Here is a 7,065-nt window from a genome sequence, read left to right as displayed (position 1 = left end):
GCCAGTTCCTGGAGCAGGGCCAGGGTCTCGTCCGTGACCAGGTGCTTGCTGTAGTCGATGTGGAGGTCGCCGACCCGCACGACGTAGCGCTCGGCGCGCGCCGGGTCGGCCGCGAACAGCTCACGCAGGACCGGCTGCCCCTGGCCGCGGTGGTCCTCCAGGGCGGCCCACTCGGGCCGGCGGGTGAGCTCGGGGGTGTCAGGCATGGGAGACGGTCTCCTTGGTGCCCTCGGCGCGCAGGGCGATGGCGTACATCTCGTCGGCGTCGAGGCGGCGCAGTTCCTCGGCGATCAGTTCGGAGGTGGGGCGGACCTTGAGGGCCAGGGTGCGCGGCGGCTGACCCGGCAGGGTCAGGCTGGCGAGCGGGCCCTCGGGGCGGTCGATGACGATGTCGCCGTTCGCGGTGCCGAGGCGTACCGCCGTGACGACCGGTCCCTCGGAGACCACGCGGTCCACCGTGACCTTGAGCCGGGCCTCCAGCCAGCGGGCGAGGAGTTCCGCGCTGGGGTTGTCGGCCTCCGCCTCGACGGCCGCCGAGGTCACCGTGACCCGGGCCTGGTCGAGGGCGGCGGCCAGCATGGACCGCCACAGGGTCAGCCGGGTCCAGGCGAGGTCGGTGTCGCCGGGCGCGTAGTTGCGGGCGCGGGTCTCCAGGACCTGCATCGGCCGCTCGACCGCGTACAGATCGGTGATCCGGCGCTGCGCGAGCGCGCCCAGCGGGTCCTTGGACGGGGTGTCCGGAGCCTCCACCGGCCACCACACCACCACCGGGGCGTCCGGCAGCAGCAGCGGCAGCACCACCGAGTCGGCGTGGTCGGAGACGTCGCCGTAGGTGCGCAGCACGACCGTCTCGCCGGTGCCGGCCTCGGAGCCGACCCGGACCTCCGCGTCCAGCCGGGAGGCGGTGCGGTCCCGCAGGGTGCGGGCGTGCCGCTTGATGACGACCAGGGTGCGCGAGGGGTGCTCGTGCGAGGCCTCCTCGGCCGCCTTGATCGAGTCGTAGGCGTTCTCCTCGTCCGTGACGATCACCATCGTCAGGACCATGCCCACCGCAGGGGTTCCGATGGCGCGGCGACCCTGCACCAACGCCTTGTTGATCTTGCTTGCCGTGGTGTCGGTCAGGTCGATCTTCATGGCCTGCGCCAGCTCCGTCCGTCTCGTGCGAGCATCTCGTCCGCTTCCTTGGGTCCCCAGCTGCCCGACTCGTACTGCGCGGGCCTGCCATGTTTCGCCCAGTACGTCTCGATCGGGTCGAGGATCTTCCAGGACTCTTCCACTTCCTGGTGACGGGGGAACAAATTGGCGTCGCCGAGCAGCACGTCCAGGATGAGCCGCTCGTACGCCTCCGGGCTGGACTCCGTGAACGACTCGCCGTACGCGAAGTCCATCGTCACGTCCCGGATCTCCATCGAGGTGCCCGGCACCTTGGAGCCGAACCGGACGGTCATGCCCTCGTCGGGCTGGACGCGGATGACGATCGCGTTCGCGCCGAGCTCCTCGGTGGCCGTGGAGTCGAAGGGGGAGTGCGGGGCCCGCTTGAAGACCACCGCGATCTCGGTGACCCGGCGCCCGAGCCGCTTGCCGGTGCGCAGGTAGAAGGGGACGCCCGCCCAGCGGCGGTTCTCGATGCCCAGCTTGACGGCCGCGAAGGTGTCGGTCTTCGACTTCGGGTCGATGCCGTCCTCTTCGAGGTAGCCGATGACCTTCTCGCCGCCCTGCCAGCCCTCGGCGTACTGGCCGCGCACGGTGTGCCGGCCCAGGTCGTCGGGCAGCCGCACCGACTTCAGCACCTTCAGCTTCTCGGTGAGCAGCGCGTCCGCGTCGAACGCGATCGGCTCCTCCATGGCGGTCAGCGCCATCAGCTGGAGCAGGTGGTTCTGGATGACGTCACGGGCCGAGCCGATGCCGTCGTAGTAGCCGGCGCGGCCGCCGATGCCGATGTCCTCGGCCATGGTGATCTGCACGTGGTCGACGTACGACCGGTTCCAGATCGGCTCGTACATCTGGTTGGCGAAGCGCAGCGCCAGGATGTTCTGGACGGTCTCCTTGCCCAGGTAGTGGTCGATGCGGAACACCTGGTCAGGGTCGAACACGTCGTGCACGACCGCGTTCAGGTCCTGCGCCGACGCCAGGTCGTGGCCGAACGGCTTCTCGATGACCGCCCGCCGCCAGGACCCCTTCGGCGGGGCGGCGAGACCGACCTTCTTCAGCTGCTGCACGACCTTCGGGAAGAACTTCGGCGGCACCGAGAGGTAGAAGGCGAAGTTGCCGCCGGTGCCCCGGGAGCCGTCCAGCTCGTCGACGGCCGCCTTCAGCTGCTTGAACGCGGTGTCGTCGTCGAAGTCGCCGGGGATGAACCGCATGCCCTCGGCGAGCTGCTGCCAGACCTCCTCGCGGAACGGGGTCCTGGAGTGCTCGCGCACCGCGTCGTGGACGACCTGGGCGAAGTCCTGGTCCTCCCAGTCCCGGCGGGCGAAGCCGACCAGCGAGAAGCCCGGCGGCAGCAGTCCGCGGTTGGCCAGGTCGTAGACGGCCGGCATCAGCTTCTTGCGGGACAGGTCGCCGGTCACACCGAAGATGACCAGACCGGACGGCCCCGCGACCCGCGGCAGCCGCCGGTCGCGCGCGTCGCGCAACGGGTTGTCCCAGTCGGCGGCGGGCACCACCGGCACCCGCACCTCCTTGGCTGTCTCGCTCATTACGCCTCAACTCCCTTGCTGTTCAGGGACTTCGTGACGGCGTCCAGCAGCTCCTGCCAGGCCACCTCGAACTTGGCGACGCCCTCGTCCTCCAGCTTGCCCACGACCTCGTCGTAGGAGATGCCCAGCTTCTCGACGGCCGCCAGATCGGCGCGGGCCTGCGGGTAGCCGCCGGTCACCGTGTCGCCGTGGATGTCACCGTGGTCGGCGGTCGCGTTCAGCGTGCCCTCGGGCATGGTGTTGACGGTGCCGGGTGCCACCAGCTCGTCGACGTACAGGGTGTCCTTGTAGGCGGGGTCCTTCACGCCGGTGGAGGCCCACAGCGGACGCTGCTTGTTGGCCTTCGCGCCGGCGAGCGCGGTCCAGCGCTCGCCACCGAAGACCTCCTCGTACGCCTCGTAGGCCAGCCGGGCGTTCGCCAGCGCGGCCCTGCCCTTCAGGGCCAGGGCCTCGTCCGTGCCGAGGACGGTCAGCCGCTTGTCGATCTCGGCGTCGACGCGGGAGACGAAGAAGGACGCCACGGAGTGGATCGCGGCGAGGTCCAGGCCCTTGGCGGCGGCCTGCTCCAGGCCCGCCAGGTAGGCGGCCATGACCTCGCGGTAGCGGTCCAGGGAGAAGATCAGGGTGACGTTGACGCTGATGCCCTGGGCGATGACCGCGGTGATCGCGGGGAGCCCCGCCCTGGTCGCCGGGATCTTGATCATCACGTTGGGGCGGTCGACCAGCCAGGCCAGCTGGCGGGCCTCGGCGACCGTGGCCGCCGTGTCGTGGGCGAGGCGGGGGTCGACCTCGATGGAGACCCGGCCGTCCCGGCCGCCCGTCGCGTCGTACACCGGGCGCAGCACGTCGGCGGCGGCCCGCACGTCCTGGGTGGTCATCATCCGCACGGCCTCGTCGACCGTGACACCCCGCACGGCGAGGTCGGCGAGCTGCTCCTCGTAGCCCTCGCCGGAGCCGATGGCGGCCTGGAAGATCGAGGGGTTGGTGGTGACGCCCACGACGTTCTTCGTGGCGACCAGCTCCGCGAGGTTGCCGGTGCTGATCCGCTTGCGCGACAGGTCGTCCAGCCAGATCGAGACGCCCTCGTCGGAGAGGCGCTTGAGTGCTCCCGCGGTGGCGGTTGCTTCGGTCACAGTGATCATCTTCCTCTACTGAACTGTTTCTGGCTGGTCGATCAGGCGGTGCGGGCGGCGGCCAGGGACTCGCGGGCCGCGGCCGCCACGTTCTCGGGGGTGAAGCCGAACTCGGCGAACAGGGTGCCGGCGTCGGCGGAGGCACCGAAGTGCTCCAGGGAGACGATCCGGCCGGCGTCGCCGACGAACCGGTACCAGGTCAGGCCGATCCCGGCCTCCACGGCGACCCGGGCCCGCACGGCCGGCGGCAGGACGCTCTCGCGGTACTCGCGCGGCTGCTCCTCGAACCACTCCACGGACGGCATCGACACCACCCGGGTGCCGATCCCCTCGGCCTCCAGGAGGTCCCGCGCCCCGACGGCGAGGTGCACCTCGGAACCGGTGGCGATGAGGATCACCTCCGGGGTCTCGGTGGACGACTCGCGCAGCACGTAGCCGCCCCTGGCCGCGTCCGGGTTCGGCGCGTACGTCGGCACGCCCTGGCGGGTCAGCGCGAGCCCGTGCGGGGCCGGGTGCGTGGCGTGCCTCTTCAGGATCTCGGCCCAGGCGGTCGCGGTCTCGTTGGCGTCGGCCGGGCGGACGACGTTCAGGCCCGGGATGGCGCGCAGCGCGGCCAGGTGCTCGACGGGCTGGTGGGTGGGTCCGTCCTCGCCGAGGCCGATGGAGTCGTGCGTCCAGACGTAGGTCACGGGGAGCTGCATGAGCGCCGACATCCGCACGGCGTTGCGCATGTAGTCGGAGAACACCAGGAAGGTGCCGCCGTAGATCCGGGTGTTGCCGTGCAGGGCGATGCCGTTCATCTCGGCGGCCATCGAGAACTCGCGGATGCCGAAGTGGACGGTGCGGCCGTACGGGTCCGCCTCGGGCAGCGGGTTGCCCGCGGGCAGGAAGGAGGACGTCTTGTCGATGGTGGTGTTGTTGGAGCCCGCGAGGTCGGCGGAGCCGCCCCACAGCTCGGGCAGCACCGGGCCGAGCGCCTGGAGCACCCTGCCGGAGGCGGCGCGGGTGGCGACCGCCTTGCCCTCCTCGAAGACGGGGATCGCGGACTCCCAGCCCTCGGGAAGCTGGCCGGCCACGACCCGGTCGAAGAGCTCGGCCTGCTCCGGCCGCGCGGTGCGCCACTCGGCGATGCGCTTGTCCCAGGCCGCGTGCGCCTCGGCGCCCCGGTCCAGGGCGCGGCGGGCGTGGGCCAGCACCTCGGCGTCGACCTGGAAGGACCGCTCCGGGTCGAACCCGAGGACGCGCTTGGTGGCGGCGATCTCGTCGGCGCCGAGCGCGGAGCCGTGGGCGGCCTCGGTGTTCTGCGCGTTCGGGGCGGGCCAGGCGATGACCGTGCGCATCGCGATGATCGAGGGCCGTCCGGTCTCGGCCTGCGCCGCCTTGAGGGCCGTGTACAGGGCCCGCGGGTCGACGTCGCCCTCGGCGGTGGGCTCGACGCGCTGGGTGTGCCAGCCGTAGGCCTCGTACCGCTTCAGCACGTCCTCGGAGAAGGCGGTCGCGGTGTCGCCCTCGATGGAGATGTGGTTGTCGTCGTAGACGAAGACGAGATTGCCGAGCCTCTGGTGGCCGGCCATCGAGGAGGCCTCCGCGGAGACGCCCTCCTCCAGGTCGCCGTCGGAGACGATCGCCCAGATCATGTGGTCGAAGGGGGAGGTGCCCTCGGGGGCCTCCGGGTCGAACAGGCCGCGCTCGTAGCGGGCGGCCATGGCCATGCCCACGGCGTTGGCGACGCCCTGGCCGAGTGGTCCCGTGGTGGTCTCGACACCGGCGGTGTGCCCGTACTCGGGGTGGCCCGGGGTCTTCGAGCCGTGCGTGCGGAAGGCCTTGAGGTCGTCGAGCTCCAGCTCGTACCCGGAGAGGAACAGCTGGGTGTAGAGCGTCAGCGAGGTGTGCCCGGGGGAGAGGACGAACCGGTCGCGGCCGGTCCACTCCGGGTCGGCCGGGTCATGGCGCATCACCTTCTGGAAGATCGTGTACGCGGCCGGGGCCAGGCTCATCGCGGTGCCGGGGTGCCCGTTGCCGACCTTCTGCACCGCGTCGGCCGCGAGCAGGCGGGCGGTGTCCACGGCACGCCGGTCCAGGTCGGTCCACTCGAAGCCGTCGTCGAAGCCGGCTGATGTCTGCGTGCTCATCTTCAAGAAGTCCTCGTTCGAAGCGTTCTGGCTGGCCTGACGCGTTCAAAAGTAAAAGTCTGACTTAATGGAGGGAAGGTCGGGGTGTGTCAGTCTGTGGTGAAAGTGGGACACGGATCTTCGACAGGGACGGCACGAGAAGGACATGGCGGACAGAACGCCCGACACGGCAGGCGACGGTGACGGAATCAGAACCTTCCCCTTCCCGGTGGATCTGAGCGTCGGTGGTGTCGGCATGCAGGTCGGCCCCATGGGGACCGGACGCCGGTGGCACGCCGACGCCCCGCTGGAGCGGGTGCACCGCATCGACTTCCACGTGGTCATGCTCTTCACCGCGGGCCCGGTCCGCCACATGATCGACTTCGCCGAGTACGAGGCACAAGCCGGCGACCTGCTCTGGATCCGGCCCGGACAGGTGCACCGCTTCTCGCCGACCTGCGAGTACCGCGGAACCGTCCTGACCATGCAACCCGGCTTCCTGCCGCGCGCGACCGTGGAGGCGACCGGCCTCTACCGCTACGACCTGCCACCCCTGCTCCACCCCGACCAACCGCAGCTCAGCGCGTTGCAGGCGGCGTTGGCGAACCTGCAACGCGAGTACGAGGACGCCGATACCCTCCCCCCGGCCCTGCACACCTCGGTGCTGCGGCACTCCCTCACCGCGCTGCTGCTGCGCCTCGCCCACCTCGCGGCCAGTTCGGCGGAGGCGGCACGCCGTCAGGCCGATACGACATTCACCCTTTTCAGGGATGCGGTGGAGAAGGACTTCGCCACCAACCACAGCGTCAGCGCCTACGCCGACGCCCTCGGCTACTCCCGGCGCACCCTGGTCCGCGCGGTCCGCGCCGCGACCGGTCAGACCCCGAAGGGCTTCATCGACAGACGGGTCGTGCTGGAGGCCAAACGCCTGCTGGCCCACACGGACCTGCCGATCGGCCGCGTCGGCGCGGCGGTCGGCTTCCCCGACGCGGCGAACTTCTCCAAGTTCTTCCAACTGCACACCGGGCAGACCCCGGTGGCGTTCCGGGCGGAGCTGCGCTGACATGCCGGCGGCGCCGGGGAGTTCCCCACGCTCCGCGCCCGCGGCCGCGTGGACGGCGT

The 7,065-nt window shown here is 70.9% G+C and carries 5 protein-coding genes and 1 pseudogene; 1 reads left to right on the top strand and 5 read right to left on the bottom strand.

Annotated elements, in window-relative coordinates:
* From ABZ646_RS36115 to tkt, 5 genes and pseudogenes are all read right to left on the bottom strand, one after another.
* A pseudogene (locus ABZ646_RS36115) lies at positions 1 to 206 on the bottom strand (glucose-6-phosphate isomerase); the annotation flags it as partial.
* Entirely contained in the window at positions 199 to 1,134 is a 936-nt protein-coding gene (opcA, locus tag ABZ646_RS36110; protein WP_360528712.1) for a glucose-6-phosphate dehydrogenase assembly protein OpcA, read from the bottom strand. The gene opcA and the pseudogene ABZ646_RS36115, both read right to left, overlap by 8 nt.
* Positions 1,131 to 2,699 carry a glucose-6-phosphate dehydrogenase gene (gene zwf, locus ABZ646_RS36105; protein ID WP_360528709.1) on the bottom strand — a complete coding sequence of 523 codons (1,569 nt, stop codon included), beginning with the start codon at positions 2,697 to 2,699 and terminating at the stop codon, positions 1,131 to 1,133. Before zwf ends, opcA begins: the two co-directional genes overlap by 4 nt.
* Positions 2,699 to 3,841, bottom strand: a complete 1,143-nt coding sequence (gene tal / locus ABZ646_RS36100) for a transaldolase (RefSeq protein WP_360528706.1) — start codon at positions 3,839 to 3,841, stop codon at positions 2,699 to 2,701. Before tal ends, zwf begins: the two co-directional genes overlap by 1 nt.
* Positions 3,842 to 3,873: 32 nt before the next feature.
* The gene (gene tkt, locus ABZ646_RS36095; RefSeq protein ID WP_360528703.1) at positions 3,874 to 5,964 is read right to left on the bottom strand and encodes a transketolase; all 2,091 of its coding nucleotides are present in this window, start codon (positions 5,962 to 5,964) and stop codon (positions 3,874 to 3,876) included.
* 145 nt (positions 5,965 to 6,109) lie between these two features.
* Between tkt and ABZ646_RS36090 the strand changes: the two genes are divergently transcribed.
* Complete coding sequence (locus tag ABZ646_RS36090; RefSeq protein WP_360528700.1) at positions 6,110 to 7,006, top strand: AraC family transcriptional regulator; 897 nt, start codon at positions 6,110 to 6,112, stop codon at positions 7,004 to 7,006.
* Positions 7,007 to 7,065: the final 59 nt, after the last annotated feature.

It is taken from the genome of Streptomyces sp. NPDC007162 (assembly GCF_040634175.1).
Classification (GTDB): domain Bacteria; phylum Actinomycetota; class Actinomycetes; order Streptomycetales; family Streptomycetaceae; genus Streptomyces.
This window is presented reverse-complemented; position numbering and strand designations above follow the sequence as displayed.

Excerpts from the sequence above, each read along its gene's own strand:
- opcA (WP_360528712.1), bottom strand. The coding sequence starts at position 1,134 with ATGAAGATCGACCTGACCGACACCACGGCAAGCAAGATCAACAAGGCG.
- tkt (WP_360528703.1), bottom strand. The coding sequence starts at position 5,964 with ATGAGCACGCAGACATCAGCCGGCTTCGACGACGGCTTCGAGTGGACC.
- zwf (WP_360528709.1), bottom strand. The coding sequence starts at position 2,699 with ATGAGCGAGACAGCCAAGGAGGTGCGGGTGCCGGTGGTGCCCGCCGCC.
- ABZ646_RS36090 (WP_360528700.1), top strand. The coding sequence starts at position 6,110 with ATGGCGGACAGAACGCCCGACACGGCAGGCGACGGTGACGGAATCAGA.
- tal (WP_360528706.1), bottom strand. The coding sequence starts at position 3,841 with ATGATCACTGTGACCGAAGCAACCGCCACCGCGGGAGCACTCAAGCGC.